We start from the raw sequence: 25163 nt of genomic DNA on the forward strand, positions 1-25163 counted from the left end.
GGGGGCGAACAGGGGTGGGTGGACTGCGAGAGGTGGCGGCGCCGTTCGTGGTGCCCGGCCCCTCGGGGGTTGCGATCCGTACCCGGCTCAAGGGCATGACCGCCGGGGACGAGACGGTGCTGCGCCTGGTCGGGGACCTGCTCGGTTCGCTCGCTTCGCGTGATCTGAAGGCGCGGTGCGCGGCCGGGCTGAAGCATGACAGTAAGCAGTGGGCCGAGCGCAAGCGCACCCTCACGCAGGAGTCCTCCTCCCGCTGGGCCGGTTCGATCACGAAGGCCACCCATGATCAGTGGGCGCTCGCCCGGCGCGGCCAGTTCGCGCACATCCAGAGCCTGGAAGCCGGGATCGAGACGATCACCCACCGGCTGTCCGTGCCTGTGGGTGAGAAAGGCACCAAGCGGGCACCGGGCGGCTACCGCAGCACGCGGGAGTGGCACGCGAAAAGGCGCCGTCTGTGTGTGCTCGAAGACCGGCTTCAGACAGTGCGGGCGGACCGTGAGGGCGGGGTCGTGCGCGTGGTGCGCGGCGGGAAACGGCTGCTGAACACCCGGCACAACCTGGAGCAGGCGCAGCTCACCGAGGAGCAGTGGCGCACGCGGTGGCAGGCCGGGCGCCGGTTCCTCGCCGCGGACGGCGAGTCCGGCAAACGGTTCGGCAATGAGACCATCCGCGTCACACCCGGCGGCGAGGTCTCCATCAAGCTGCCCGCGCCGCTGGCGCATCTGGCGAACGCCCCGCACGGCCGGTACGTGCTGGCGGCGAAGGTGTCGTTCGCACACCGGGGCCAGCAGTGGGGCGACCGCGTGGCAGCGAACCGAGCCGTGGCCTACCGCATCCACAAAGACACAGCCCGGGGCCGCTGGTATGTGACCGCGTCCTGGACGATCGCCCCGGTCCAGACCGTCCCCCTGGCATCCGCCCGCGCGAACGGTCTGATCGGCTTCGACACCAACGCCGATCACCTGGCCGCCTGGCGCCTCGACGAACACGGCAACCCCACCGGCAATCCCCGACGCTTCTTCTACGACCTGTCCGGCACCGCCCAGCACCGCGACGCGCAGGTCAGGCACGCCCTGATCCGCCTGCTGCACTGGGCCGAGCGCCACGGTCTGGCGATCGCACTCGAAGACCTCGACTTCCAAGCGGAGACCACCCGCGAGAAGCACGGCCGCCGCAAACGCTTCCGCCACCTCATCTCCGGCATGCCCACCTCCAAGCTGCGGGCCCGGCTGGCGTCGATGGCGGCGGAACTCGGCATCACCCTTGTCGCCGTCGACCCGGCCTACACCAGCAAATGGGGCACCCAGCACTGGCAAAAGCCCCTCACCACCAAGACCAGGAAGACCACTCGCCACGACGCTGCCGCCGTGGCGATCGGCAGGCGCGCCCTGGGGCACCCGATCCGGCGACGGACGACACCGCCCCGCACCCACCAGAGCGATGGATGCGGGCATCGGACCGTCCAGGCCGGACCGGGCACCCCGGGGCGTGAGGCTCTGTCCATCAGCGGCCTCCGGCCGCGGGCCGCCCCCGCATCCCCGGACCACGGACACGATCCGTGCGCGCCGGACGTGGAGCGAACGCGGTGGACCAGAACGCCCAACACCGTTCGGGGCGTTCGGCTGAGCATGAGCCCTGGCAACAGGACTCACTCCCGCTCAGTCTTTAGAAACGGTGAGTTCGCGGCTGACCAGGCGGTAGTAGCCGACCGCCTTGGCCATCCCCAGCGCTCCCGTCCCCCCGGCGAGGAGGGCGAACCCCAGGGCCCGGGCGGAGCCGTCCACGGCCGCCATGGCCGCCGAGGCCGAGCCGAAGCAGCACAGCACGAGGGACGGCAGCAGCCAGAAGAGAGCGCGGCCCGGCGAGTGCCACCGGGCCAGGGAGTCCCGGTCCCGCGCCGACCCGGCCCAGGCGAGCAGCCGTTCGCGCGCCTCCAGGTCCTCACGGACGCCGGAGGCCACCGCCAGGGTCGAGGGCACCACCAACCCCACTGCCAGGGCCAGACAGAAGACGCCCAGGACGACGCTGACCACATCGCCCATCGCCACATAGCGGCACCCCACCCAGATCGCCGCCCACCCCACCGCGATCAGCCCCGCCGCCAGCCACAGCAGCAGCGCCCGCCGCCGTGCCAGATACGAGGGGACCAGCTCCCGCAGCGCCTCCGCCCGCTCGGCGAGGTGGGCGGCACGGTCGGGCCGGGACGGTCTGTCCGGGGCGGGGCCGGGCGGGGGCGGAGGGCTGGAGTCAGGCACTCGGCTCACGCCTCGGTCGCGACCGACTCGAACCGCCAGCGGTGTACGGCCCGGCGCACCAAGTCCTCCCCTGGCTCGGGAAGTCCCGGCAGGTCGGCGTCGTACGGGGCGTCCCACCAGGTGATGACCAGCACGCGGTCCGCCGGGGCCCGGAAGGTCTCGCGGCGCAGCGGCGCGGGGTCGAGCTCCTGGCGGCGGGCCCAGGCCAGCAGCCGCTCGCCGCCGCCGTCGACGGCCCGCGCCTCCCACATCAGGGCGACGGTCATGCGTAGAGGTTCTTCCGGCTCAGCTCGTGCACGTGATCGTGATCGTGGTGGTGTACGTGCTCGTGGTCGGCGGGGGCCGGGACGTGCGGGTCGGTCACCGGCAGCGAGGAGTCCGCCGACAGGTCCCAGGACGAGGCGGCCCGCCCACGCGCCACCATCTCCGCGCCGAGCGCCGCGACCATCGCGCCGTTGTCCGTACACAGCTTGGGCCTGGGCACGCGCAGCGTGATGCCCGCGTCCTCGCAGCGGCGCTCGGCCATGGCGCGCAGCCGGGAGTTGGCGGCCACGCCGCCGCCGATCATCAAATGGTCGACGCCCTCGTCCCGGCAGGCGCGTACGGCCTTGCGGGTCAGCACGTCGACCACGGCCTCCTGGAAGGAGGCCGAGACATCGGCGACCGGCACGTCCTCGCCCGCCGCCCGCTTGGCCTCGATCCAGCGGGCCACGGCGGTCTTGAGGCCGGAGAAGGAGAAGTCGTACGCGGCGTCGCGCGGGCCGGTCAGCCCGCGCGGGAAGGCGATCGCGTCAGGGTCGCCCTCGCGCGCGATGCGGTCGATGACCGGGCCGCCCGGGAAGCCGAGGTTCAGCACGCGGGCGATCTTGTCGAACGCCTCGCCCGCCGCGTCGTCGATCGTCGAGCCGAGCGGGCGGACGTCGGAGGTGATGTCGGGCGCGAGGAGCAGCGAGGAGTGGCCGCCGCTCACCAGCAGGGCCATCGTCGGCTCGGGCAGCGGGCCGTGTTCCAGCTGGTCCACGCAGATGTGCGAGGCCAGGTGGTTGACGCCGTAGAGCGGCTTGCCCAGGGCGTACGCGTACGCCTTGGCGGCCGAGACGCCGACCAGCAGCGCGCCCGCGAGCCCGGGCCCGGCGGTGACCGCGATGCCGTCCAGGTCGGAAGGGGCGACTCCGGCGTCCTTCAGGGCGCGCTGGATGGTGGGGACCATCGCCTCCAGATGCGCCCGGCTGGCGACCTCGGGGACCACGCCGCCGAAGCGGGCGTGCTCGTCGACGCTGGAGGCGATGGCGTCGGCGAGGAGGGTGTGGCCGCGGACGATGCCGACGCCGGTCTCGTCGCAGGAGGTCTCGATGCCGAGCACGAGCGGTTCGTCAGCCATGGGTCTTCGTTCCTTGTACGGGGCCTGGTACGGAGGACGGCGCTACGGAAGCCGGGGGCCCGGCGGGCGTGGGAGGCGTCGGGGCCGTCGGGGGCGCCTGGTTGGTCAGTCGCATCACCAGCGCGTCGACGTTCCCGGGCTGGTAGTAGCCCTTGCGGATCCCGAGGGGCTCGAAACCGAAGCGCTCGTAGAGGCGCTGGGCGCGCGGATTGTCGACGCGCACTTCCAACAGCACCTCGTGGCATTCGAAGGCGGTGGCGGCCGTGATGAGGTTCGTCAGCAGCCGGGCGCCGAGCCCGGTGCCCCAGTGGTCGCGGGCGGCGGCGATGGTCTGCACGTCCCCGGTGCCGTCGACGGCGGCGAGCCCGGCGTAGCCGACCAGCCGGCCGCCCGTCTCCGCGATCACGTAGTGGCGGGTGGCGGCGAAGCCGCGCGCATGGGCGAGCTCGGACCAGAACATGCCGGGCGACCAGGCGTCGTCGGGGAAGAGGTCCACTTCGAGACGGAGCACGCGCTCGATGTCCCACCAGCGCATCTCGCGCACCACCGGGGCCTGGGGTGTCGCGGGGGTCACCGGGGCGTGACCACCTTGTAGTTGGCGGGCACCTGGGCGTCGGGGCGGCGCAGGTACAGCGGCCGGTTGGGCAGCAGCTCCGCGCCGCGCGCGAGCTTCTCGGCGGCCAGCGCCGCCAGCGCCCCCGCCGACTGGTGCTCGGGCATTCCGGCCGGTACGTCGCCGAAGGCGTCCGGGTAGAGCAGGGCGCCCGCGCCGACGGCCGGCAGCCCGGCGACCCGCTCGCCGAGGTCCGCGGGCCGGTCGACGGCGGGCTCGGTCACGCGGGTGCGGGCGTCGTCGTACCGTGCCCAGTAGACCTCCTTGCGCCGCGCGTCCGTGGCCACGACGAAGGGCCCCGTGAGGCCGGTCTGCCCGGCGGCGTACGCGATCCCGTCGAGCGTGCACAGCCCGTGCACGGGGATGTCGAGGGCCGCCCCGAAGGTGGCCGCCGTCACCAGACCCACCCGCAGCCCGGTGTACGGCCCGGGCCCGACGCCCACCACCAGATCGGTCACCTCGCCGAGCGCGGCACCCGCCTCGGCCAGCACCCGGTCGACGGCGGGCAGCAGCAGTTCGCCGTGGCGCCGCGCGTCAGTCTGACGCGACTCGGCGAGGACGGCGGTGCCGTCGTGCAGGGCGACGGTGACGGCGGGGGTAGCGGTGTCAAGCGCGAGCAACAGCACGAGGACAGCCTACGGCGCCCGCACGGAGGACCGTGCCGGAGCGGGAACGCGGGCGAGAGCGCGCGACCGGAGCGCGGACGGAGCGCGGACGGAGCGCGAGCCAGGGCGCGCACGACCGTACGCACCCGCGCGCCGGTGCTACGGTCGGCTTGCCCCCTGTCCTCACGGCCGCCGCGGCGCTCGCGGCCCGGCCCGCGGCGACAGGGAGAACCGGATGTGAAGAGAGGGTGGCAAGCCGTGCCAAGGAGCAGCACCGGGACCGTCGTGGCAGCGCTCACCGCCGCCGCGCTCGGTGGCGTGGGCTTCCTCGCCTACCAGGCCTCGGCCACCGCCCCGGAACGCCCGGCCCACTCCCGGCAGGACGAGCGGGCGGGCGACTCCAAGTCCAAGCCCAAGGGCAAGGACAAGGACGGCGGGAAAAAGTCCACCGCCCTGCCGGGCGACTCCGGCACCGGGCTGCGCGTGGTGTACGCGCTGGAGGACCGGCGGGTGTGGCTGGTGGGCGCCAACGAGCAGCCGACCCGCACCTTCGAGGTCTCCCCCAGCTCGGCGAGCCCGAGCCCGGGGACGTACGAGGTCACCTCCCGGGTGCCGAGCACGATCGGCTCGGACGGGGTACAGGTCGAACACGTCGTCGTCTTCGACTCGGAAGACGGAGTCGTGTTCGGCTTCAGCGCGGCGGTCGACGGCTCGGCCCCCGACCCGAGCGCGGCGAAGAAGACCGGCGGCATCCGGGAGAGCCGCGCGGACGCCACGGCGATGTGGGAGTTCGCGCAGGTCGGCACGAGGGTCGTCGTCATCGCCTGACCCGTCGCTCCCCGTAGCCGTCGACTTCCACGGCACGGCCGGCACGAACGACACGGCGAACGGCGCCGCGGCCGTCTGATCGGCGTCCTGCCGCAGAGGGCGCGGCGCACGGCCTACGCCGCGTCGCGCCGCCGCTCGCCCTCCCCCTCGCGCGCGGAGTCCTCCGCGGACTCCACGGGCCCGGCCGGCTCCTCGCGCGGCGGCGTGGACACCGCGTTCGCCGCCGCGCAGGCCGCCAGCAGCTCCCTCATCGTCGGGGTCCGGTCATCGCGCCGGCCCGCCTCGGCAGCGGGCTCTTGGGACGGCATGGATGCCTCCTGAGGGTCCTGGGGCGGTCGAGGAGGTCGCAGCAGGCAGCCAACTTAGGCACACCTAACCTGCCCTCCTTCCCATGTGACCACGGAGGATGCCCCTCGCGCAACATTTTACCGACGGCCTGTCGGAACCTCGGCGGCCTTGTCCGCGCCCGGCTCGAATCTCAGCCCGCCAGCGACGCCAGGTCCTCACCCGCCCAGCGCGGCCCGATCCCGGCCACCACCACGCCCCGTACGTCCTCGGGCGCGGCCGCGGCGTCCTCCCCGACCGCCCGCTCGATGACGACGTGCAGCCGGTCCTCCGAGAGCCCCTCGACCTTCCCCTCGCCCCACTCCACCGCGGTCACCGACTCCGGCAGCGACACGTCGAGGTCCAGGTCCTCCATCTCGTCCAGGCCCCCGCCCAGCCGGTAGGCGTCGACGTGCACGAGCGGCGGTCCGTCGCCCAGCGGCGGGTGGACGCGCGCGATCACGAACGTCGGCGAGGTGACCGCCCCGCGCACCCCGAGCCCCTCCCCCAGGCCGCGCGTCAGCGTCGTCTTGCCCGCGCCCAGCTCGCCGGTGAGCAGCACCAGATCGCCGGGGCGCAGCAGTTTGGCGAGCCTGCGCCCCAGGTCCCGCATCTGCTCGGGGGAGGTGACAGTGATCCGCGTGGCAGCGGCGTACGGGGTGTGCATCAGTCTCCTGACGAGGGGACCACCGGCTTCAGCCAGTGGGGGAATCGCTTCCCTGGCCTGTGGTAATTTTTGCGCATCTCGCAAGGGATCGGTTCGGGCTGGACCGCAACCTACGGGTTGGAAGCCCCCTCCTTCAGGTAGGGGAGCGGAGTCACATCCGCCGATGTTACGGGCGGATCTCGCCCGCGGGCCAAGCGCCGCGGGCCAAGGGCACCGGAGCGGCTACCCGCGCGCCGAGCGCCGCCGGCCGCTCCCGCCGGACGCGGCCCGCGGGGTGTCCGTGCCGACCGCCTGCGCCAGCAGGTCGATCAGATGTCCGTTCACCACTTCGGGGTGCTCCAGCATCACCAGGTGCCCGCCCTCCTCGACGATCACCAGACTCGCGCCGGGCAGCACCTCCGCGATGGCCTCGCTGTGCTCCATCGGGGTGATGAGGTCCTTGTCGCCCGCCAGCACCAGCACCGGCAGCCCGTCGAAGACCGGCAGCGCCTCCGCCTTGTCGTGCTCGACGAAGGCCGGGTAGAACTCCGCGACCACATCGATCGGCGTCGCCTCGATCAGCCGCTCCGCGAACCGCGCGACCGCCGGGTCCACGTCCTTCGACCCGAACGAATAGCGCTTGATCACGCCCGCGAACAGATCGGCCGTGGCCCGCCGCCCCCGCTCGACCAGCTCCGCCTGCCAGCCCAGCGCCTTCAGCAGGCCCGGCAGCAGCCGCCGCACCGCGTTCACCCCCACCACCGGCAGGCCGAAGCTGACCTCGCTCAGCTTGCCCGACGACGTGCCCACGAACGCCGCGCCGATCACCCGCTCGCGCACCAGCTCCGGGTACTGCGCGGCCAGCGCCATCATCGTCATGCCGCCCATGGAGTGCCCCACCAGCACCACAGGCCCCTCGGGCGCGGCCGCGTCGATCACGGCCTTCAGATCGCGGCCGAGCTGGTCGATGGTGACCTGGGTGCCCTCCGTCTGGGCGCAGCCCCGCGCTGACCTGCCGTGGCAGCGCTGGTCCCAGTAGACGGCGCGGACCGCTCCGCGCAGCACCGCCCGCTGGAAGTGCCAGGAGTCCTGGGCCAGGCAGTAGCCATGGCTGAAAATCACCGTGACCGGGGCGGGGGTGCGCCGTCCGAACAACCGCTTGCGGCGCGCCGGCGCCTGCGGCTGTATCTCCTCGACCTCGTAGTGCAGCTCGGTGCCGTCGTCGGCGACCGCCGTGCCGACCGTGCCGCGCAGCGTGCCGAACGGGCCCGCGGCGTCCAGCTCGAGCCGCGCCTTGCGCCGCACGCCGCGGCCCACCGTCAGCCGCTCGAGCCCGACGCCCATAGCCGCCCCGGCCGCGACAACACCGATCGCGACGCCCGCGAACCCCGCGCCGCGGCGCCACCCCACGGCCGTCGCCCCCGCCGCCACCCGGGCCGCCGTCTCTGCCGTGCTGTCGCCTTCCATGGTCAGTTCCCTGTGCCCTCAGCCCGACCGACATAAACGCGTGGCACGCGCGACCCGATCCTCGTGACGATTTCGTACGCGATCGTGCCGACCGCCCGCGCCCAGTCCTCCGCGGTCGGCTCACCCTGGTCACCCGGCCCGAACAGCACCGCCTCGTCCCCCGGCGCCGCGGCGTCCCCGCCGAGGTCCACCACGAACTGGTCCATCGCCACCGTGCCCGCGACCGTCCGCCACTTGCCCGCGACCAGCACCGGCCCGGTCCCCGAGGCGTGCCGCGGGATCCCGTCCGCGTAGCCCACCGGCACCAGCGCGAGCGTGGTCGGACCGGGGGTGACGTAGCGGTGCCCGTACGACACGCCATGTCCGCCCGGCACCCGCTTCACCGAGGCCAGCGAGGCGACCAGCGTCATCACCGGCCGCAGCCCGAAGTCGCCCGGATGGCCGACCTCGGGGCTCGGGGAGATCCCGTACACCGCGATCCCGGTCCGTACCAGGTCGAAGTGCGACTCGGGCAGGGTCAGCGTCGCCGGCGAGTTGGCGATGTGCCGCACCTCGGGGCGCAGCCCCGCCTCCGCCGCCTGCGCCAGCATCGCCCGGAACACCTCCAGCTGGGCGGCGACCGAGGGGTGCCCCGGCTCGTCCGCGCACGCGAAGTGCGACCACAGGCCGGTCACCTTCACCGTGCCCGCAGCCTCCGCGGCGCGCGCGGCGGCGACGAGTTCCGGCCAGTCCTCGGGCGGGCAGCCGTTGCGGCCGAGCCCCGTGTCCGCCTTCAGCTGGACGCGCGCGGTACGGCCGCACGCCCGGGCCGCGGCCACGGCCTCCCGCAGCGCCCACATCCCGCTCAGCGACACATCGACGTCCGCCTCGATCGCCTCCCGCCACGGGCCGCCCGGCGTCCACAGCCAGCACAGCACCCGGCCCGTGTCGCCCGCGGCGCGCAGCGCCAGCGCCTCCTCGGGCGTCGCCGCGCCCAGCCAGCTCGCGCCCGCCTCGCGCGCGGCGCGCGCGCACGGCACCGCGCCGTGGCCGTAGGCGTCCGACTTGACCACGGCCATCAACTCGGCCCGGGAGGCCGTCGCACGCAGCGCGCGCACATTGGCCCGCAGGGCGGCCAGGTCGACCACGGCACGGGCGCGCATCGGTGTCTCATTCATCAGCGTCAGTGTCTCAGGCCCGTCCCACGCGCGGAGCGTGCGCTTCCTTACGACCTCAGGGACATGTCCGGGAAACTGGTCGCCATGAGGATTGCCTACAGCGTCGAGACCGTACGGGCCGCGGAGCGGGACTTGATGGCGCGGCTGCCCGAAGGAGCGCTCATGCAGCGCGCGGCCGCGGGCCTGGCAGCCGCCTGCGCGGGGCTGCTGGGCCGCGTCTACGGGGCCCGGGTGGCCCTCTTGGTCGGCAGCGGCGACAACGGCGGCGACGCCCTGTACGCCGGGGCCCGCCTCGCCCGCCGCGGGGCCGGGGTCACGGCCGTTCTGCTGGCCCCCGACCGCGCCCACGCGGGCGGGCTGAGGGCGCTGCGCGGCGCGGGCGGCCGCGCGCACGCGGCTGATGCCGCCTCCGCCGAGGCAGCCCTCGCCCGGGCCGACCTCGTCCTCGACGGAATCGTCGGCATCGGAGGCAAGGGCGGCCTGCGGCCCGACGCCGAGCGCCTGACCCTGGCCGTGCGCGGCACCGTGGTCGCCGTCGACCTGCCCAGCGGCGTGGACGCCGACACCGGCGAGGTGCGCGGCCCCGCCGTACGCGCCGACGCGACCGTCACCTTCGGCACCTACAAGCCCGGCCTGCTCATCGACCCCGCCCACGAACACGCGGGCGCGCTGCGCCTGATCGACATCGGCCTGACCCCCCACCTGCCGCCCGTCCCCGACGCCGAGGCCCTGCAACACGACGATGTCGCGGCCCTCCTCCCCCGCCCCGGCGCGGAGAGCGACAAGTACCGGCGCGGCGTCGTCGGCGTCGTGGCCGGCTCGGCCCGCTATCCGGGCGCCGCGGTCCTGGCCGTCGCGGGCGCGCTGCGCGGCGGGGCTGGCGCGGTCCGCTACGTCGGCCCGGCCGCCGACGCCGTCATCGCCCGCTTCCCCGAGACCCTCGTCCACTCCGGCCCGCCCCACAAGGCGGGCCGCGTCCAGGCGTGGGTGGTCGGCCCCGGCCTCGGCGACGACGCGGCCGCCCGCCAGTCCCTCGACGACGTCCTCGCCTCCGACGTCCCGGTCCTCGTCGACGCGGACGGGCTGCGCCTGCTCCCCTCCGGCGACCTGCGCTCACGCCGCGCGGCCACGGTCCTCACCCCGCACGCCGGGGAGGCCGCGGCGCTGCTGGGGGTCCCGCGCGAGGAGGTCGAGCAGAGCCGCCTGGCCTCTGTCCGCGCCCTCGCCGAGCGCTACGGCGCCACCGTCCTCCTCAAGGGCTCCACCACCCTCATCGCCTCAGGCTCCGGCCCCGTACGCGTCAACCCCACCGGCACCGGCTGGCTCGCCACGGCGGGCAGCGGCGACGTCCTCTCCGGCCTGGTCGGCTCCCTCCTCGCCACCGGCCTGTCCGCCCACGACGCCGCCTCCGCCGGCGCCTACCTCCACGGCCTCGCCGCCCGCCGCGCCACGGCCCCTTCCGGCGCACCCATCGCGGCGTACGACGTGGCGACGGCGCTACCCGAGGTCTGGCGGGACGTGCTGGGCTGACGTGCTTTCGGGTGCGGGGGTGCGGGGGTGCGGGTGGTGCGCCTGCTGTTCGTGGGTGGTGCGGGGGCGGGGCCTTAAGGGGCTGTCACCCTGGACCGCATATTTACGGCGCCGACACTCGGAAGCGCGGAGCGGACCGGAACTTGGCGCCACACATATGCGTAAGCGTCCAGGGCACCACCCCTGCACCCCCACCCCCTCCCGCTCAGCCCGAGCACCGGCTGGTGGGACCGGCTGACCACGCCGGTCAGCGCAGAGCTGCGCCTGAGGACGGGCGCCGGACGCCGAGGCCGCAAGGTGGGGGAGGCCCACCCGTGGGACGGCGCCGACCTCGAGCGGGGTCCCGCCGCCTTCCGGGGTCTCGTTGCGGAGATGCGCGCCGTACGAGGGGTTGCGCCTGACGCGGCCCAGCTGCTCATCGGTGACACTTCGGAAGGTTGCGGTAAGGCCCACGCCTCTCCTCAGAGGTCATGCACTGTCAGGGGTCCTGGGGGCGATGACCAGGGTCTGCAGGGCGCGGACGAAGGAGTCCGCGTCCGGGCCGGCGAGGGGGGCGAGGAACTGACGTTCCATCTCCTCGCGGGCGTGCTCCGCTCGGTGCAGGCAGTCCTGGCCCGTCGGGGTGAGCTGCACGGTGTTCTTGCGCCGGTCCTGGGCGCTGCGGCGGCGCTCGACGAGGCCCTTGTCCTCCAGCACGTCGATGAGCGCCACCATCGTGGTGCGGTCGACGCCCAGTCTGCGGGCCGCTTCCAGCTGGGACAGCGGGTTGTCCGTGGCGAGCACGGCCAGGACTGCCAGCTCACGGCCGTCGATCCCGAACGGCGCCAGCGCGCGGGCGGACGCCTCCGTCAGCTGCAGGTGCACGTGCTTGAGCAGATAGCCCAAGCGGGAGGCGAGGGGATGGGGGGGTGCGTCGCCCGTCATGCCGACATCCTACCCAGCGACTGATAGTCAGGAGCGCTGACGATCCACTAGGGTGACGATATCCGCCGCCCCCGTTGGCGGCACTGCGAGCCGGAGGGAGCCGTGTACCGATGAGCGACCAGCACCAAGACCAAGTGACGTTCGGCATCAAGACCACGCCGATGCGCGTCAGCTACGAGGAGATCCTGCGCGTGTGGCAGGAGGCCGACGCGCTGCCGCAATTCCGGGACGCATGGCTGTGGGACCACCTCATGCCGATCGCGGGCCCCAAGGATGGGCAGGTCCTCGAAGGGTGGACGCTCCTGAGCGCCCTGGCCGCGCAGACCCGACGGCTGCGGCTGGGTCTCCTGGTCACCAGCAACCGGATCCGCCAGCCCGCCGTCCTGGGCAAGATCGCCACGACGGTCGACGTCATCTCCCGAGGCCGCCTGGTCATGGGCCTCGGCGTGGGCGGCACCCACCAACCGCCCGACGCCGGGGGCGTAGCGGGTGAGAACCCCGCCGTCGCGGAGTACGACGCCTATGGACTGACCCTGGTCCCACCGGCCGAGGGCATCGCCCGCCTGGCGGAGACCATCGCCATCCTCAAGCGCATGTGGACGCAGGACGTCTTCGACTTCCACGGGCGCTACTACACCCTCAAGGGCAATCGCAACGAGCCGAAGCCCGTCCAGCGAACGGGCCCACCGCTGCTGGTCGGCGGCTGGGGAACCCGGACCCTGCGCCTCGTCGCCGAGCAGGCGGACATCTGGAACATCCCCGGCCCCCCGCACAACACCCTCGACTACATCACCGAGCGCAGTCGCGTCCTGGACAGCCACTGCGCGGCCATCGGCCGGGACCCACAGGAGATCACCCGTTCCGTGCAGTACATCGTCTCCTACGACGACCCCGCCAGTGACCGGAAGGCGATCCTGGATCTCATCGCCGCCGGCCTGACGCACATCGTGCTCAGCCTGCGCAGCCCCTACCCCTCACAGGTCGCGCGGTGGCTCGTCGACGAGATCATCACGCCCGTACGCGGAGCCCTACGCAGCTGAAGGCCGACAGCGGGTCAGATGCACGCGTCGAGTGTCGAGGTGCGTCCGTACCGCAGCTCGCGCCCGTCGAGCGTGACGCCGGCCCCTGGCGGCAGCACTGGAGCGACCAGTTCCGGCAGGGCAAGGCCATCCCAGTCGACGCTCACTTCGATGGCCTGGGGGGATTCCGACGCGATCTCATACATCTCCTGAGGCAGCACTTCCCAGACGGCGTCTTCGTCCATGCCGTCATACGGCCCACCGGGCTCCGGTAGGCCACCGCTCGCTCGCCCGTCCTCGGCGGACCGCATCGCCGTCAGCCCGGGGACCTTCACCGTCAGGAACGGGTCCAGCTGCCTTTTGACCAGCAGCGCGCCGTGGCGATACACCCTGATCACGAACGTATCGCCAGCCGCCCACGAACCCGTGCGCACGTAGTAGGCGACCGAGGCGTCGACCTCTTCGAGAGTGCCGCACACCTCAAGGTGCTCCCAACCGCCGCCGCCTTGCCAGCAGGAGCCCTCGAAGACGTAGAAGCTGTACACGTCAACCCCCGAATCATCCGCGCGGCTGCCGACGATACCGCTCGTCCAGCGCACTCAGAGCTGCCGCAGGTGATCCCGCAGGGTTCGGGCGACCTGGGCCATGAGGGCGTCGGCGCCGGGCTGGATGCTGGCGGGGACGAGGGATTCGGTGAGGACGGCGATGGCGAAGGTCTGGCCGTCGGAGTGCTCGACGACGCCGATCTCGTGGCGGAGGTTGAGGAGGGTGCCGGTCTTGGAGGACCAGGTGGTGGCGTCCGAGATGAAGTCGGGGGTGAGGCGGTGGCGCAACAGGTTCTGGGACATGAGGCCTCGGACACGCTCGGCCACTTCGGGGTGGATCGCCGAGGGTTTCCACAGGGCTTGGAGCAGTTCGACATAGGCGCGTGGGCTGCCGGTGTTGGCGCGGGTGGTGTCGAGCTGCGGCACGCGGTGTCCGCGGCCGTGGGTGCCGGCGTCGATGGCGAGGGCTTGGGCGAGATGCGCCTGGCTGGCGTCGAAGCGTTCCACGGGGGTGTCGGTCAGTTCGCCCATGGTGTGGCGGACGGTGATGCCGTGGAGGCCGAGCTCGTGGAGGATGTCGGCGACCTGGGCGGGCGGGGTGATGTCGAACAGCGCGTCGGCGGCCACTCCGTCGCTGATGCAGGTGCTCAGGTAGAGCAGGTCGTCGATCGCGATCCGGGCGGGGTGGCGGAATCGGCTCAGCCCGGTGGGGCCGGGCGTGGTGACCCGCCCGGGTGACACGTCGAGCATCGTCGCTCCGTCGACCTCGCCGCGCCGGATGCGCTCCACCGTCGCCAGGGCGAGCGGGATCTTGACCAGGGAAGCGGTCGGCAGCTGGGCGTCGGGCTCGATGCCCAGCTCTTCGCCGGTGTGGAGGTCCCGGACGAGGAGATAACCGCGCAGGCCACCGTCGTGCAGTCGCCCGCGCATCTCGCGCAGCAGCGCCTCGGTCATGCACCCGCCCCCTCGGCGCCGAGGCAGCGTGCGATCGCGTCGCCCAGGCGCGCCTGAATCTGTTGTGGATCGCCGGTCGTCGCGGCGGTGAGGGCGTACCCCCGGGTGAGCGCGAGCTCACCGAGGGGGCGCCAGCTCAGGGCGAGTTCCCGGGCCTGCGCGGGCGAGCACAGCAGCAGGTCGCGGGAGCACAGCACGTCCGCCGCCGCGGTGGTGAGGTCGTCCGCCACGACGAGCTGCGCGGGCCGCAGGCCGACGGCGTCGCGCAGTCGCGTCAGCGGGTCGCGGATGTGCGGGACGTCGTCTTCCGGTTGGATCCGGATACGGCGGGCCGGCTCGGGGTCGGCCCGTCCGTTGCGCAGCGTTTCGACGTAGAAGCGCTTCACGCCGGGGTCCTGGGCGCCGGCCAGCCCGAGCGGCACGGACCACGCCGCCTCGTCCGGCACCGCCGGGACCAGGGCGGCGCGCACCTGTTGGGAGCGGATGAGCTCCAGCCGCCGCGGCGGCGGTCCGACGCGGAGTTCGAGGGTGACGCCGTGCCCCCGTGCGTCGGCGACCAGGCGGGCGAGATCGGCGGTGGAGCAGATTCCGGGCACCGCGAGCCGCCACGGCTTGCGCTTGGCGGCTGCCGCCTCGTGTTCCAGTACGTCGGCGGCCAAAACGAGCTGACGGGCCGTCGGCAGCAGGTCCCGGCCGAAGGGGGTGAGGACGGCCCGCCGTGAGGTGCGCTCGAACAGCTGCTCACCGAAGCGTTCCTCCAGGGCGGCGATACGGCGGCTGGCCACCGGCTGGGACATCCGGGCGGCGGCCGCTCCGACGGTGAAACTGCCGCGCTCGCTCACGCTGACGAACGCGCGACACGCTCCCACCAGATCCACAGCACCCCGTCCCCTATGTCACTTTGGCATGGAAGCCCACACAAGCGTATTGGACCGCATAGCCGCCGGAAGGCGAGGGTGCTGGCCACCACCCCATCTCCCGACCTGGAGGTCCGGACCATGCGGCACACCCGCGTCCGGCGCGCCATTCGTGGTGCGCTCGCCACCCTCGCCCTCACCCCGCTCGCGGCCTGCGGCCAGGACGATTCCTCCGCCTCGTCGTCCCCGGCCGCGGAGACAACGAAGCCGAAGGCGGCCGCGAAGTCGTACGTCCGCGAGTTCAAGGATCTTGAGCGCACGTTCGACGCCCGCCTCGGCGTCTACGCCATCGACACCGGAACCGGCCGGGAGGTGGCGTACAACGACGGCGAGCGCTTCGCCTACAACTCCACCTTCAAGGCCATGGCCGCCGGTGCCGCCCTGAAGAAGTACTCGCTCAGCGGGATGGACAGAAAAATCACGTACTCCAAGAGCGATCTGCTCGACAACTCCCCCGTGACCGAAAAGCACGTCGCCACCGGGACGATGACCCTGGGCGAGCTGTGCGACGCCGCCGTCCGCTACAGCGACAACGCCGCGGCCAACCTGATTCTCAAGGAGCTCGGCGGGCCCAAGGCCCTCGACGCCACGCTCGAGAAGATGGGCGATGACATCACCCGGATGGAGCGCCCCGAGCCGTATCTGAGCCACTGGGTGCCGGGCGAGATGCGGGACACCACCACTCCGCGGGCGTTCGCGAAGGACCTGCGCGCGTTCGTCCTCGGAGACGTCCTCGGCAAGGGCGAACGCGCGCAGCTCACGAAGTGGCTGAAGACCAACAAGACCGGCGACAAGGTCATCAGGGCCGGTGTGCCCAAGGGCTGGGTGGTCGGCGACAAGACCGGAACCGGCAGCTACTACGGCGCCCGCAACGACATCGCCGTGGTGTGGCCCCCGGACTCGGCCCCCATCGTGATCGCGATCCTCTCCAACCGCACCGACAAAGACGCCGAACCCGACGACAAGCTGATCGCCAAGGCGGCGTCCGTGGTCGCCGACACGCTGTCGTAAGGGCGCACCGGCGGGATGCCGCCGACGCGCGGGAGGGGGTGGGGGTGCAGGGGTGGTGCCCTGGACGCTTACGCATATGTGTGGCGCCAAGTTCCGGCCCGCCCCGCGCTTCCGGGCACCGGCGCCGTAAATATGCGGTCCAGGGTGACAGCCCCTTAAGGCCCCGCCCCCGCACCACCCACGCACCCCGGGCGCACCACCCCGCACCCGCAGGGCACCCGCTCACCCCTCCGCGATCACCACCGCGGACGCGACCCCCGCGTCATGGCTGAGCGACACATGCCACGCCCGCACCCCCAGCTCCGCCGCCCGCGCCGCCACGGTCCCGCGCACCGACAGCCGCGGCTGCCCGCTGGACTCCGTCAGCACCTCCGCGTCGGTCCAGCGCAACCCGCCCGGCGCGCCGAGCGCCTTGGCCAGGGCCTCCTTGGCCGCAAACCGGGCGGCGAGCGACGCGATCCCGCGCCGCTCGCCGCTCGGCAGGGTCAGCTCGCGCGGGACGAACAGCCGGTCCGCCATCCCCGGCGTGCGCCGCAGCGCGTCGTCGAAGCGGTCGATCTCGGCCACGTCGATGCCAACCCCGATGATCATCGGCCGCTCACTCCACGGTCACCGACTTGGCCAGGTTGCGCGGCTGGTCGACCTCGTTGCCGCGCGCCGTGGCCAGCTCGCACGCGAAGACCTGCAGCGGCACGGTCGCGACCAGGGGCTGCAGCAGGGTCGGGGTGGCGGGGATCTCGATCAGGTGGTCCGCGTACGGGGCCACGGCCTCGTCGCCGCGCTCGGCGATGACGATGGTCCGGGCGCCGCGGGCCCGGATCTCCTGGATGTTGGAGACGATCTTGTCGTGGAGGACGGACCGGCCGCGCGGCGAGGGCACGACCACCACGACCGGCAGGTCCTCCTCGATCAGCGCGATCGGCCCGTGCTTGAGCTCGCCGGCCGCGAAGCCCTCGGCGTGCATGTAGGCGAGCTCCTTGAGCTTGAGCGCGCCCTCCAGGGCGACCGGGTAGCCGACGTGGCGGCCCAGGAACAGCACCGTGTTCTTGTTGGCCAGCGTCCGCGCCAGCTCCCGCACCGGCTCCATCGTCTCCAGCACCTGCTCCACCTGGGTGCCGATCTCGGACAGCTCGCGGATCACGGACTGGATCTCGTCGCCCCACTTGGTGCCGCGCACCTGCCCCAGGTACAGCGCGACCAGGTAGCAGGCCACCAGCTGGGTGAGGAACGCCTTGGTGGAGGCGACCGCGACCTCGGGCCCGGCGTGGGTGTACAGCACCGCGTCCGACTCGCGCGGGATCGTGGAGCCGTTGGTGTTGCAGATGGCGAGCACCTTCGCGCCCTGCTCGCGCGCGTGCCGCAGGGCCATCAGCGTGTCCATGGTCTCGCCGGACTGCGAGATGGCGATCACCAGCGTCCGCGGGTCCATGATCGGGTCGCGGTAGCGGAACTCGCTGGCCAGCTCGGTCTCGCAGGGGATGCGGGTCCAGTGCTCGATGGCGTACTTCGCGATCATCCCGGCGTGGTAGGCGGTGCCGCAGGCGACGATGACGACCTTGTCGACCTCGCGCAGCACGGACGCCGGGATCCGGACCTCGTCCAGGGTGAGGTTCCCCGCCACGTCGATGCGCCCCAGCAGCGTGTCGGCGACGGCCTTCGGCTGCTCGGCGATCTCCTTGAGCATGAAGTAGTCGTAGCCGCCCTTCTCGGCGGCGGAGGCGTCCCAGTCGACGTGGTACCTACGGACGTCGGCGGGCGCCCCGTCGAAGTCCGTGACCGTCACGCCGTCCCGGCGCGCCTCGACGACCTGGTCCTGGCCGAGTTCGATGGCCTCGCGGGTGTGCGCGATGAAGGCGGCCACGTCGGAGGCGAGGAACGCCTCGTCCTCGCCGACGCCGACGACCAGCGGCGAGTTGCGGCGCGCGCCGACCACCACATCGGGCGCGTCCGCGTGCACCGCGACCAGCGTGAAGGCGCCCTCCAGCTGCCGGCACACCTGCCGCATCGCCTCGGCGAGGTCGCCGCAGGACGAGAAGGACTCGGCGAGCAGATGCGCCACGACCTCGGTGTCGGTCTCGGAGGCCAGCTCGTGGCCGCGCTCGGCCAGCTCGGCGCGGAGCGCGGCGAAGTTCTCGATGATGCCGTTGTGGACGACGGAGACCCGGCCCGCGTTGTCCAGGTGCGGATGGGCGTTGGCGTCCGTCGGGCCGCCGTGGGTGGCCCAGCGGGTGTGGCCGATGCCGGTGCCGCCGCTGGGCAGCGGGCGGTCCGCGAGCTCCTTCTCCAGGTTGGCGAGCTTGCCGGCCTTCTTGGCGGCGGCCATCCCACCGTCGGCGAGCACGGCGACACCCGCCGAGTCATAGCCGCGGTATTCCAGCCGCTTCAGCCCGGCGAGGACGACATCGAGGGCGGACTGCCCTCCCACATAACCAACGATTCCGCACATGCAGTGCAGCGTACGGCCCGCGGCCGCACACGCGGACCACCGCCCGCGTGCAATCCGCCACCTGCCGGTCATCCGTCGCACGTCCGGCATCCACGGCAGTACATAATGCGCCAGCGGCCGGGGGGCCGCCCAGCTCACCTCACCGGGGGGACACACCACCATGCGCCGCGCCATCACTCCTGCCCTCAGAGCCTGCGCCGCCGCGGGGGCGCTGCTCGCGCTCGTCACGGGCTGCTCCGCCGACGACAGCGGGAAGGACGCAAAGGCCGCCGCGGAGAAGGACGCCGGAAAGACGGCCACCGAGGCCGTCCGCGCGTCCGTCGCAAAGGCCCGCGGCACCAGCGCCCACATCCACGGGGAGGTGCTCATCGCCGAAGGGGAGGGGGCGTTCGCCGTTTCCGTCGATGGCCCCTTCGACCTGGCCAAGGACAAGGGGAAGCTGGCGGTGGACTTCCCCGGGGGCGCGATCGACCACGTGGACGAGATCTTCGACGGCGACACCATCTACGTGAGCGGGATCCAGGGCGCGGCGAAGGGTACCTGGGGCTCGGTCGCGCGCGACAAGGCCGAGGCCCACTATCTGCTCCGCGCCCCGCTCAACGACCCCGAGCACTATGTGCGCCAGATCGCCGCGATGCGCAAGGTGGAGCGGTTCGGCTCCAACGAGACCGTCGGCGGCACCCTCACCACCCGGTACCGGGGCTCGATCGACCACGCCACCCTCACCCTGCGCCTCGCCGACAAGACGCGGAAGAACGCCGAGAAGATACGCGACGCGCAGGGCACCGACCTGCCGGTGTTCGCCGACGCCTGGGTGGACCGTCAGGGGCGGCTGGTCCGGCTGAAGATGGCCTACCGCATGAACACGCTGTCCGTCACGACCACGGTGACGCTGTCCGAATGGGGGAAGCCGGTGAAGGCCGCCGCGCCCGACGCCTCCCGGACCGTCCCGGCGACCACGCAGGGCGGCGTACTGCTCGGCTGAGCAAGACCCACGCGTAGCGAGCCCCGCGCGTGACGGACCCCACGCCCGGCCCGCCCCACGCGCCCGCGCCGAGCCACGACAATGAGAGGATGATCACGTCTCCTGCGCAGGACGCGCACCCCGCGCACGCGGAGCACGACTCACCCCCTCAGCACCCGCACCCCCCGCGCACCCCGCGGCGGCCCGAGCCGAGCCCGTACGTGGACCTGTCCCGCGACGAGTGGAGCGCGCTGCGGGACAAGACCCCGCTGCCGCTCACCGCCGAGGAGGTCGAGCGGCTGCGCGGCCTCGGCGACGTCATCGACCTCGACGAGGTACGGGACGTCTACCTCCCGCTGTCCCGGCTGCTGAACCTGTACGTGGCCGCCGCGGGCAATCTGCGGGGGGCGCTCAACACCTTCCTCGGCGACACCAAGAAGGGCAACGGAACCCAGCCCGGCACGCCCTTCGTGATCGGCGTGGCGGGCAGCGTCGCGGTCGGCAAGTCCACCACCGCCCGTCTGCTGCAGGCGCTGCTGGCCCGCTGGCCCGAGCACCCGCGCGTCGAGCTGATCACCACCGACGGCTTTCTGCACCCCAACGCGGAGCTGCACCGGCGCGGCCTGATGTCCCGCAAGGGCTTCCCCGAGTCGTACGACCGCAGGGCGCTGACCCGGTTCGTCGCGGATGTGAAGGCGGGCAAGGACGAGGTGTCCGCGCCCGTCTACTCCCATCTCATCTACGACATCGTGCCGCGCGAGCGGCTGACCGTGCGCCGCCCCGACATCCTGATCGTCGAGGGCCTGAACGTGCTGCAGCCCGCGCTGCCCGGCAAGGACGGCCTCACCCGCGTCGGCCTCGCGGACTTCTTCGACTTCAGCGTGTACGTGGACGCCCGCGCCGAGGACATCGAGCGCTGGTACCTGGGCCGCTTCCGCAAGCTGCGCGAGACGGCCTTCCAGGACCCGTCCTCGTACTTCCGCAAGTACACCCAGGTCTCCGAGGAGGAGGCGCTGGACTACGCCCGGATGATGTGGCGCACCATCAACCGGCCCAATCTGCAGCAGAACGTCGCGCCCACCCGCGGCCGTGCCACGCTGGTGCTCCGCAAGGGCCCGGACCACAAGGTCCAGCGGCTGTCCCTGCGCAAACTCTGAGCCACGAGAACACCCGAAGACACACCTAGACACACCCAGACATACGAACGGGGAGCACCACCGTGCTGCATCTGCGGCTGATCGTCCCGGCCGACCGCACCGACGAGGTGGTGCGCACCGTGGAGCACACGGTGGGCACCACCCACCTCGTGGTGCTGCCGGGCGTCGCGCGCAACCCGGCGGGAGACGTGGTGCTGGTCGACGTGGCGCGTGAGGCGGGCGATGCCCTGCTGGGCGAGTTGCGCGCGCTGGGCCTGGACACCTACGGCTCGATCGCCGTCGAGAACATCGATCTGTCGCTGTCCAAGCGGGCCGACAAGGCGGAGGAGGAGGCGCCGGGCGAGGGTGCGGACGCCGTCCTGTGGGAGCAGCTGACCGAGGCCACCCACGAGGAGTCCACGCTCTCCATCACCTTCCTGGCCTTCCTCGCCCTCGCCACGATGATCGCGGCCTGCGGTGTGGTGCTGGACAACGCGATCCTGATCGTGGGCGCCATGGCGGTCGGCCCGGAGTTCGGCCCGCTGGCCGGGCTGTCCACCGCGCTGGTCCAGCGGGCCCCGCGGCTCGCGGCGCGCTCGCTGATCGCGCTGGTGGTGGGCTTCGCGGTGGCGATGGTGCTGACCACCGGCTTCGGGGTGCTGATGGACGCCTTCGGGCTGTTCACCAGGGATCAGCTGGAGCGGCCGCGGCCGAACACCGACTTCATCTGGAAGCCGGACATGTTCTCCTTCGTCGTGGCCCTGCTCGCCGGGATCGCCGGAACGCTCTCGCTGACCTCGGCGAAGTCCGGGGCGCTGGTCGGCGTGGCGATCTCCGTCACCACCGTGCCGGCCGCGGCCAACGCGGCAGTGGCGCTCGGCTACGGCGAGATCGCCCAGATGTGGGGCTCGACGGAGCAGCTGCTGCTGAACCTGGCCGGGATCGTGGTCGCGGGCACGCTCACGCTGCTGGCCCAGAAGTTCCTGTGGGCCAAGCAGCGCGAGCGCACACTCCGCCGCTAGAACCTAGCCCAGCGCGGACTTCACCGCGTCCGCGAGGCGCTCCGCGACCGACCGGGCCTGGTCGATGTCCGCGGCCTCCACCATCACGCGTACGACCGGCTCGGTCCCGGACGACCGCAGCAGCACCCGCCCGGTCTCGCCCAGCTCCCGCTCCGCGTCCGTCACCGCCGCGGCCAGCTCGGCGCTGGAGGCGACCCGGGACTTGTCCACGTCCCGGACGTTGATCAGCACCTGGGGCAGCCGCTCCATGACGGCCGCGAGGTCGGCCAGCGTACGGCCGGTGGCGGCCACCCGCGCGGCCAGCAGCAGCCCGGTCAGCGTGCCGTCGCCGGTGGTGGCGTGGTCGAGCACGATGACATGGCCGGACTGCTCGCCGCCCAGGGCGTAGCCGTGCGCCTTCATCTCCTCCAGCACATAGCGGTCGCCGACCGCCGTCTGGACCAGCTCGACGCCCTCGCGCCGCATGGCGAGCTTGAAGCCGAGGTTGGACATCACCGTGCCGACGACCGTGTTCTCCCGCAGGCCGCCCGCCTCGCGCAGGGCGAGCGCGAGCACCGCGAGGATCTGGTCGCCGTCGACCTCCTCGCCCGCCGCGTCCACGGCCAGGCAGCGGTCGGCGTCCCCGTCGTGCGCGATGCCCAGGGCGGCCTGGTGCTCGACGACGGCGGCCCGCAGCGGGTCCAGGTGGGTGGAGCCGTAGCCGTCGTTGATGTTGAGCCCGTCGGGCTGGGTGCCGATGGTGATGACCTCGGCGCCGGCCCGGGTGAACGCTTCCGGGGAGACCTGGGCAGCCGCGCCGTGCGCCCCGTCGACGACGACCTTCAGCCCGTCCAGCCGGTTGGGCAGGACGCCGACGAGGTGGGCGACGTACTTGTCGAGGCCCTCCCCGTACTCGCGCACCCGGCCCACGCCCGCGCCGGTCGGCCGGTCCCACGGCTCGCCCGAGGCGTGTGCGCGGTAGGTGGTCTCGATCCGGTCCTCCAGCTCGTCCGCGAGCTTGTGGCCGCCGCGCGCGAAGAACTTGATCCCGTTGTCGGGCATCGGGTTGTGGCTGGCGGACAGCATCACGCCCAGGTCCGCGTCGAGCGAGCCGGTCAGATACGCCACCGCGGGCGTCGGCAGCACGCCCACCCGCAGTACGTCCACGCCCGCACTGGCCAGCCCCGCCACCACGGCGGCCTCCAGAAACTCCCCGGACGCGCGCGGGTCCCTCCCGACCACCGCCACTGGCCGATGGCCTTCGAAGGTTCCCACCTCGGCGAGCACATGCGCTGCCGCGACCGACAGGCCGAGCGCCATCTCAGCCGTCAGGTCGGCGTTGGCGACACCGCGCACACCGTCCGTACCGAAGAGTCGTCCCACTGGTGTCCTCCGAGATTACGAGCTGGGGGGCGAAAGCTTGCTTGTAGGTATACGCCCCCTGGTGCCAATAGCCGAACGCCCCGGCGGCACGGGTGGTGCCGCCAGGGCGTTCGAACAAGCGAGCGAAGCCGCCGTATGAGCAGCGCAGTCGCGCCGATTAGCGCTTGCTGTACTGCGGCGCCTTGCGGGCCTTCTTCAGACCGGCCTTCTTGCGCTCGGTGGCGCGGTCGTCACGGGTCAGGAAGCCGGCCTTCTTCAGCGGACCGCGGTTGTTGTCCACGTCCGCCTCGTTCAGCGCGCGGGCGATGCCCAGGCGCAGCGCACCGGCCTGACCGGAGACGCCGCCGCCGGCGATGCGGGCGATGACGTCGTAGCGGTCGTCCAGCTCGAGCACCTTGAAGGGCTCGTTGACTTCCTGCTGGTGCACCTTGTTGGGGAAGTACTCCTCAAGGGTGCGACCGTTGATCTTCCACTGGCCGCTGCCCGGCACGATGCGAACACGCGCGATGGCGTTCTTGCGGCGCCCGGTGCCGGCGGCCGGCTGCGGCTCGCCGAAGCGGGAAGCGAGCGACTCGGAGGTGTACTCCGTCTCGATCGTCTCCACGCTCTCGGTGGTGTACTCCTCGACATCGAGGGGGGTCTCGGCGGTGGTCTCGGCCACGATGCTCCTCAGATTCTCTTCGTCTTAGGGGGTGGCCGGGACTACTGCGCGACCTGGGTGATCTCGAACGGGACCGGCTGCTGAGCGCCGTGCGGGTGCTGGTCACCCGCGTAGACCTTCAGCTTCGAGAGCATCTGACGGCCCAGGGTGTTCTTGGGGAGCATGCCCTTGATGGCCTTCTCGACGGCCTTCTCCGGGCTCTTCTCCAGCAGCTCGTCGTAGCGGATGGAACGCAGACCACCCGGGTAGCCGGAGTGGCGGTACGCCATCTTCTGGGTCCGCTTGTTGCCGGAGAGATGCACCTTGTCGGCGTTGATGATGATGACGAAGTCACCAGTGTCGACATGCGGCGCGTACACCGGCTTGTGCTTGCCCCGCAGAAGGGTGGCTGCCTGAGAGGCCAGGCGGCCCAGGACGACGTCGGTGGCGTCGATGACGTGCCACTGACGCTGGACGTCGCCGGGCTTGGGGCTGAACGTACGCACGGTCGTTGCCTTCGCTTCTTCAGTGATGGGGTCTCCCCAGGTCCGCCAGGACCGAGGGGACGGGTCCGAACAAGGCCACCCGGACGATCACGACAGCCTTGGCCGCACATCGGTGACGCAAACCGAGTGCCTGCCGCTGGTCATCGGCCCGATGGACCGGCGTAACGGCCTCTCACGTGAGAACGAGCAAGCCAATACGCATAACGAACAGGCAGAATACCGGCCCGCACCCGCACGGGTCAAAACGCCCTCCCGCCCCACGCCGCCATCCCGCCCCGCGGCGCGGCCCCGCCCCGCACGGCTCACCGCTCCCCCGCGCCGGGCCGCCCCTCATCCCAGACCGGCTCCGGCGCCTCCCGCACCACCCCGTCCGCCCCGAAGACCAGGAAGCGGTCGAAGGACCGGGCGAACCACCGGTCGTGCGTCACGGCCAGCACCGTGCCCTCATACCGCTCGAGCCCCTCCTGCAGCGCCTCCGCGCTCTCCAGGTCCAGATTGTCCGTCGGCTCGTCCAGCAGCAGCGCGGTGGCCCCCACGAGCTCCAGCAGCAGGATCTGGCCCCTTCTTCTGGGGGACACCCCCAGACCCCCGTGGACCTGCTGCCCGCCCGACAGCTTGTCGAAGCGCTGATCGCCCTGATGCTCCACCTCATAGCGGCACAGCGCGGCTCACCGCTTCCGGGCCACCCGCCCCTCGTCCCAGACCGGCTCCGGCGCCTCCCGCACCACCCCGTCCGCCCCGAAGACCAGGAAGCGGTCGAAGGACCGGGCGAACCACCGGTCGTGCGTGACGGCCAGCACCGTGCCCTCATACCGCTCGAGCCCCTCCTGCAGCGCCTCCGCGCTCTCCAGGTCCAGATTGTCCGTCGGCTCGTCCAGCAGCAGCGCGGTGGCCCCCGCGAGCTCCAGCAG

Annotated in this window: 25 protein-coding genes and 3 pseudogenes; 8 read left to right on the top strand and 20 right to left on the bottom strand. The window is 72.4% G+C overall.

The features are described from left to right. Positions 1–14: 14 nt before the first annotated feature. Positions 15–1669, top strand: a pseudogene (locus tag PV419_RS12090) (IS200/IS605 family accessory protein TnpB-related protein). On the opposite strand, the gene PV419_RS12095 reads toward PV419_RS12090, so the two are convergent. From PV419_RS12095 to tsaB, 5 genes are read right to left on the bottom strand one after another with little or no spacing between them, the layout of a single operon-like run. Beyond that, positions 1659–2255 carry a hypothetical protein gene (locus PV419_RS12095; protein WP_319687973.1) on the bottom strand — a complete coding sequence of 199 codons (597 nt, stop codon included), beginning with the start codon at positions 2253–2255 and terminating at the stop codon, positions 1659–1661. The pseudogene PV419_RS12090 and the gene PV419_RS12095 overlap by 11 nt on opposite strands. Positions 2256–2260: 5 nt before the next feature. Next, complete coding sequence (locus tag PV419_RS12100; protein WP_319687974.1) at positions 2261–2521, bottom strand: hypothetical protein; 261 nt, start codon at positions 2519–2521, stop codon at positions 2261–2263. Next, complete coding sequence (gene tsaD / locus PV419_RS12105; protein ID WP_319687975.1) at positions 2518–3636, bottom strand: tRNA (adenosine(37)-N6)-threonylcarbamoyltransferase complex transferase subunit TsaD; 1119 nt, start codon at positions 3634–3636, stop codon at positions 2518–2520. Before tsaD ends, PV419_RS12100 begins: the two co-directional genes overlap by 4 nt. Beyond that, positions 3629–4171: a ribosomal protein S18-alanine N-acetyltransferase gene (gene rimI / locus PV419_RS12110; RefSeq protein ID WP_319688179.1), complete on the bottom strand. Its 543-nt coding sequence runs from the start codon at positions 4169–4171 to the stop codon at positions 3629–3631. The genes tsaD and rimI overlap by 8 nt, the downstream gene beginning before the upstream one ends. Positions 4172–4206: 35 nt before the next feature. After that, the gene (gene tsaB / locus PV419_RS12115; protein WP_319687976.1) at positions 4207–4875 is read right to left on the bottom strand and encodes a tRNA (adenosine(37)-N6)-threonylcarbamoyltransferase complex dimerization subunit type 1 TsaB; all 669 of its coding nucleotides are present in this window, start codon (positions 4873–4875) and stop codon (positions 4207–4209) included. Positions 4876–5112: 237 nt separating this feature from the next. Between tsaB and PV419_RS12120 the strand changes: the two genes are divergently transcribed. Next, positions 5113–5682 carry a hypothetical protein gene (locus PV419_RS12120; RefSeq protein WP_319687977.1) on the top strand — a complete coding sequence of 190 codons (570 nt, stop codon included), beginning with the start codon at positions 5113–5115 and terminating at the stop codon, positions 5680–5682. Positions 5683–5795: 113 nt separating this feature from the next. Here the strand turns inward: PV419_RS12120 and PV419_RS12125 are convergent, their stop codons facing one another. From PV419_RS12125 to alr, 4 genes are all read right to left on the bottom strand, one after another. Further along, positions 5796–5990, bottom strand: coding sequence for a hypothetical protein (locus PV419_RS12125; protein WP_319687978.1), 195 nt, complete (start codon positions 5988–5990; stop codon positions 5796–5798). Positions 5991–6160: 170 nt separating this feature from the next. Continuing rightward, positions 6161–6673, bottom strand: coding sequence for a tRNA (adenosine(37)-N6)-threonylcarbamoyltransferase complex ATPase subunit type 1 TsaE (gene tsaE, locus PV419_RS12130; RefSeq protein ID WP_319687979.1), 513 nt, complete (start codon positions 6671–6673; stop codon positions 6161–6163). A gap of 222 nt (positions 6674–6895) precedes the next feature. Next, positions 6896–8119 (bottom strand): alpha/beta hydrolase, encoded by a 1224-nt coding sequence (locus tag PV419_RS12135; protein WP_319687980.1) that lies wholly within the window; start codon positions 8117–8119, stop codon positions 6896–6898. Positions 8120–8121: 2 nt separating this feature from the next. Then, positions 8122–9276: an alanine racemase gene (gene alr / locus PV419_RS12140; protein ID WP_319687981.1), complete on the bottom strand. Its 1155-nt coding sequence runs from the start codon at positions 9274–9276 to the stop codon at positions 8122–8124. An 84-nt stretch (positions 9277–9360) separates the two neighbouring features. On the opposite strand from alr, the gene PV419_RS12145 reads away from it, so the two are divergent. Then, positions 9361–10806, top strand: coding sequence for an NAD(P)H-hydrate dehydratase (locus PV419_RS12145; protein ID WP_319687982.1), 1446 nt, complete (start codon positions 9361–9363; stop codon positions 10804–10806). Between the two features lie 468 nt (positions 10807–11274). On the opposite strand, the gene PV419_RS12150 is transcribed toward PV419_RS12145, so the two are convergent. Beyond that, positions 11275–11730, bottom strand: a complete 456-nt coding sequence (locus PV419_RS12150; protein ID WP_319687983.1) for a MarR family transcriptional regulator — start codon at positions 11728–11730, stop codon at positions 11275–11277. Positions 11731–11840: 110 nt separating this feature from the next. On the opposite strand from PV419_RS12150, the gene PV419_RS12155 reads away from it, so the two are divergent. Further along, positions 11841–12770 (top strand): LLM class flavin-dependent oxidoreductase, encoded by a 930-nt coding sequence (locus PV419_RS12155; RefSeq protein WP_319687984.1) that lies wholly within the window; start codon positions 11841–11843, stop codon positions 12768–12770. Between the two features lie 14 nt (positions 12771–12784). Here PV419_RS12155 and PV419_RS12160 read toward each other — a convergent pair whose 3' ends face one another. From PV419_RS12160 to PV419_RS12170, 3 genes are read right to left on the bottom strand one after another with little or no spacing between them, the layout of a single operon-like run. Next, positions 12785–13294 carry a hypothetical protein gene (locus PV419_RS12160; RefSeq protein WP_319687985.1) on the bottom strand — a complete coding sequence of 170 codons (510 nt, stop codon included), beginning with the start codon at positions 13292–13294 and terminating at the stop codon, positions 12785–12787. A gap of 54 nt (positions 13295–13348) precedes the next feature. Beyond that, entirely contained in the window at positions 13349–14248 is a 900-nt protein-coding gene (locus PV419_RS12165; RefSeq protein ID WP_319687986.1) for a serine hydrolase, read from the bottom strand. Further along, positions 14245–15126, bottom strand: coding sequence for a LysR family transcriptional regulator (locus PV419_RS12170; protein ID WP_319687987.1), 882 nt, complete (start codon positions 15124–15126; stop codon positions 14245–14247). The genes PV419_RS12165 and PV419_RS12170 overlap by 4 nt, the downstream gene beginning before the upstream one ends. A gap of 120 nt (positions 15127–15246) precedes the next feature. On the opposite strand from PV419_RS12170, the gene bla reads away from it, so the two are divergent. Next, the gene (gene bla, locus PV419_RS12175) at positions 15247–16176 is read left to right on the top strand and encodes a class A beta-lactamase (RefSeq protein ID WP_319688180.1); all 930 of its coding nucleotides are present in this window, start codon (positions 15247–15249) and stop codon (positions 16174–16176) included. Positions 16177–16398: 222 nt separating this feature from the next. On the opposite strand, the gene PV419_RS12180 is transcribed toward bla, so the two are convergent. Together PV419_RS12180 and glmS are read right to left on the bottom strand one after the other, a co-directional pair. Further along, entirely contained in the window at positions 16399–16767 is a 369-nt protein-coding gene (locus tag PV419_RS12180) for a holo-ACP synthase (RefSeq protein WP_319687988.1), read from the bottom strand. 7 nt (positions 16768–16774) lie between these two features. Beyond that, complete coding sequence (gene glmS, locus PV419_RS12185; protein WP_319687989.1) at positions 16775–18622, bottom strand: glutamine--fructose-6-phosphate transaminase (isomerizing); 1848 nt, start codon at positions 18620–18622, stop codon at positions 16775–16777. 160 nt (positions 18623–18782) lie between these two features. On the opposite strand from glmS, the gene PV419_RS12190 reads away from it, so the two are divergent. From PV419_RS12190 to PV419_RS12200, 3 genes are all read left to right on the top strand, one after another. Further along, a complete protein-coding gene (locus tag PV419_RS12190) occupies positions 18783–19607 on the top strand; it encodes a hypothetical protein (protein ID WP_319687990.1) in 825 nt (274 codons plus the stop codon). A gap of 89 nt (positions 19608–19696) precedes the next feature. After that, positions 19697–20743 carry a type I pantothenate kinase gene (gene coaA, locus PV419_RS12195; protein ID WP_319687991.1) on the top strand — a complete coding sequence of 349 codons (1047 nt, stop codon included), beginning with the start codon at positions 19697–19699 and terminating at the stop codon, positions 20741–20743. Positions 20744–20805: 62 nt separating this feature from the next. Beyond that, complete coding sequence (locus PV419_RS12200; RefSeq protein WP_319687992.1) at positions 20806–21744, top strand: DUF389 domain-containing protein; 939 nt, start codon at positions 20806–20808, stop codon at positions 21742–21744. A 3-nt stretch (positions 21745–21747) separates the two neighbouring features. Here PV419_RS12200 and glmM read toward each other — a convergent pair whose 3' ends face one another. From glmM to PV419_RS12225, 5 genes and pseudogenes are all read right to left on the bottom strand, one after another. After that, entirely contained in the window at positions 21748–23106 is a 1359-nt protein-coding gene (glmM, locus tag PV419_RS12205; protein WP_319687993.1) for a phosphoglucosamine mutase, read from the bottom strand. A gap of 157 nt (positions 23107–23263) precedes the next feature. Then, positions 23264–23767: a 30S ribosomal protein S9 gene (gene rpsI / locus PV419_RS12210; protein WP_319687994.1), complete on the bottom strand. Its 504-nt coding sequence runs from the start codon at positions 23765–23767 to the stop codon at positions 23264–23266. Between the two features lie 41 nt (positions 23768–23808). Then, on the bottom strand, positions 23809–24252 hold the full coding sequence (gene rplM, locus PV419_RS12215; RefSeq protein WP_319687995.1) for a 50S ribosomal protein L13: 444 nt from the start codon (positions 24250–24252) through the stop codon (positions 23809–23811). Positions 24253–24554: 302 nt separating this feature from the next. Further along, positions 24555–24920, bottom strand: a pseudogene (locus PV419_RS12220) (hypothetical protein); the annotation flags it as partial. Continuing rightward, positions 24921–25163, bottom strand: a pseudogene (locus PV419_RS12225) (ABC transporter ATP-binding protein); the annotation flags it as partial. It lies immediately after the preceding pseudogene.

Source organism: Streptomyces sp. ME19-01-6, assembly GCF_033793745.1.
GTDB lineage: Bacteria > Actinomycetota > Actinomycetes > Streptomycetales > Streptomycetaceae > Streptomyces.

Bases quoted from the DNA above. Each gene is read 5' to 3' on its own strand.
- PV419_RS12180 (WP_319687988.1), bottom strand. From the start codon at position 16,767: ATGATCATCGGGGTTGGCATCGACGTGGCCGAGATCGACCGCTTCGAC.
- tsaD (WP_319687975.1), bottom strand. From the start codon at position 3,636: ATGGCTGACGAACCGCTCGTGCTCGGCATCGAGACCTCCTGCGACGAG.
- PV419_RS12135 (WP_319687980.1), bottom strand. From the start codon at position 8,119: ATGGAAGGCGACAGCACGGCAGAGACGGCGGCCCGGGTGGCGGCGGGG.
- tsaE (WP_319687979.1), bottom strand. From the start codon at position 6,673: ATGCACACCCCGTACGCCGCTGCCACGCGGATCACTGTCACCTCCCCC.
- bla (WP_319688180.1), top strand. From the start codon at position 15,247: ATGCGGCACACCCGCGTCCGGCGCGCCATTCGTGGTGCGCTCGCCACC.
- PV419_RS12165 (WP_319687986.1), bottom strand. From the start codon at position 14,248: ATGACCGAGGCGCTGCTGCGCGAGATGCGCGGGCGACTGCACGACGGT.
- PV419_RS12125 (WP_319687978.1), bottom strand. From the start codon at position 5,990: ATGCCGTCCCAAGAGCCCGCTGCCGAGGCGGGCCGGCGCGATGACCGG.
- rimI (WP_319688179.1), bottom strand. From the start codon at position 4,171: ATGCGCTGGTGGGACATCGAGCGCGTGCTCCGTCTCGAAGTGGACCTC.
- alr (WP_319687981.1), bottom strand. From the start codon at position 9,276: ATGAATGAGACACCGATGCGCGCCCGTGCCGTGGTCGACCTGGCCGCC.
- PV419_RS12100 (WP_319687974.1), bottom strand. From the start codon at position 2,521: ATGACCGTCGCCCTGATGTGGGAGGCGCGGGCCGTCGACGGCGGCGGC.
- PV419_RS12155 (WP_319687984.1), top strand. From the start codon at position 11,841: ATGAGCGACCAGCACCAAGACCAAGTGACGTTCGGCATCAAGACCACG.
- glmS (WP_319687989.1), bottom strand. From the start codon at position 18,622: ATGTGCGGAATCGTTGGTTATGTGGGAGGGCAGTCCGCCCTCGATGTC.
- PV419_RS12150 (WP_319687983.1), bottom strand. From the start codon at position 11,730: ATGACGGGCGACGCACCCCCCCATCCCCTCGCCTCCCGCTTGGGCTAT.
- PV419_RS12190 (WP_319687990.1), top strand. From the start codon at position 18,783: ATGCGCCGCGCCATCACTCCTGCCCTCAGAGCCTGCGCCGCCGCGGGG.
- PV419_RS12145 (WP_319687982.1), top strand. From the start codon at position 9,361: ATGAGGATTGCCTACAGCGTCGAGACCGTACGGGCCGCGGAGCGGGAC.
- coaA (WP_319687991.1), top strand. From the start codon at position 19,697: ATGATCACGTCTCCTGCGCAGGACGCGCACCCCGCGCACGCGGAGCAC.